At 71.8% G+C, this 1,013-nt stretch carries 1 protein-coding gene; it reads right to left on the reverse strand.

Annotation, left to right across the window (positions count from 1 at the left end; all coding sequences use genetic code 11):
* On the reverse strand, nucleotides 1-1,013 hold a 1,013-nt coding region (locus ACFVFH_RS35820), incomplete at both ends, for a hypothetical protein (protein ID WP_383777122.1).

The following is a 1,013-nucleotide window of genomic DNA, read 5'->3' on the forward strand; positions in this document are numbered from 1 at the left end:
GAACTCCTCACGGGACAGCAGCACGAGGTGGGTCCGGTTCTGCCCGGACTCCACGGCGGTCAGGTCTTCGGCGGACAGGGCGCCGAACGCGCGGGGCCGCAGCCGGGCACGGGCCACGATCTTCCGGTCCTGGATGCCCATGCGGCCCTTGGACGCGCCGTTGAACAGGGACCGGGCGAACATGTCGAAGTAGTCGGCCCGCTCGCGGGGGGAGCCGACCGGCGCCATGTCGTCCCACGGGACGAGCAGGTCTCCGAACGTGTGGTGGACGTGCTCGATGTAGGTGGGGGTCGCGAACGCCTTGCCCGCGTTGAAGGGGAGGCGGTTCCAGCGGACCGAGGGGGCCCAGCACTGCGTCACGAACGCCATGTGGGCGGACTTGCCGGACTGGTTCACCGCCCGGTACGTGATGCTCCCCGAGGGCCGGCCCATGGAGGCACGGAACGCGGCCCCGATCTCCACGGCCGCGAACCGGTCCGGGCACATGTCGAACAGGCCCCACAGAGCCTCGAACGCACGTCGTCCGGCCGCGTCGTCCTCGGGCGGGGCCGCCATGGCGAACACCCCGAGGCCGTCTCCGTGGACGCGCACGTCATCGGCTCCCTCGGCAGTCCAGGCGCCGCCGCCGTGGACGTACAGCCATCGGCCGTCCCGGTTGTGCCACCCGAGGCGGCCGTACGCGGGGATGACCGGGTGCGGGGAGGCGAGCCGGATCGAGGTGGCGATGTCGTGCTTGGCCGTCTGGCCGCCGGACGCCATGACCGGCAGTTCCCGCAGCTCCGCGCGCTCGACCCATGCCACCTTGCCGAAGTCCTCGGCCGGGACGTCCGGGAGGTTCACCTCCCCTTCGTCGGGGCGGGACACGCGCAGGTCGTAATGGGTGATGACCGGCCGGAGCCGGTCGGCAACCTCGGTGGCCGCGATCGGGTACGGCTCCCCGGTGTCGTCGGCGTAGGCGGCGGTGATCTCGGTCCGGGCGTTCAGGATCTCTTTGCGCGAGACCCGTACGACCG

Origin of the sequence: Streptomyces sp. NPDC057697 (assembly GCF_042799335.1) — a bacterium.
GTDB lineage: Bacteria > Actinomycetota > Actinomycetes > Streptomycetales > Streptomycetaceae > Streptomyces.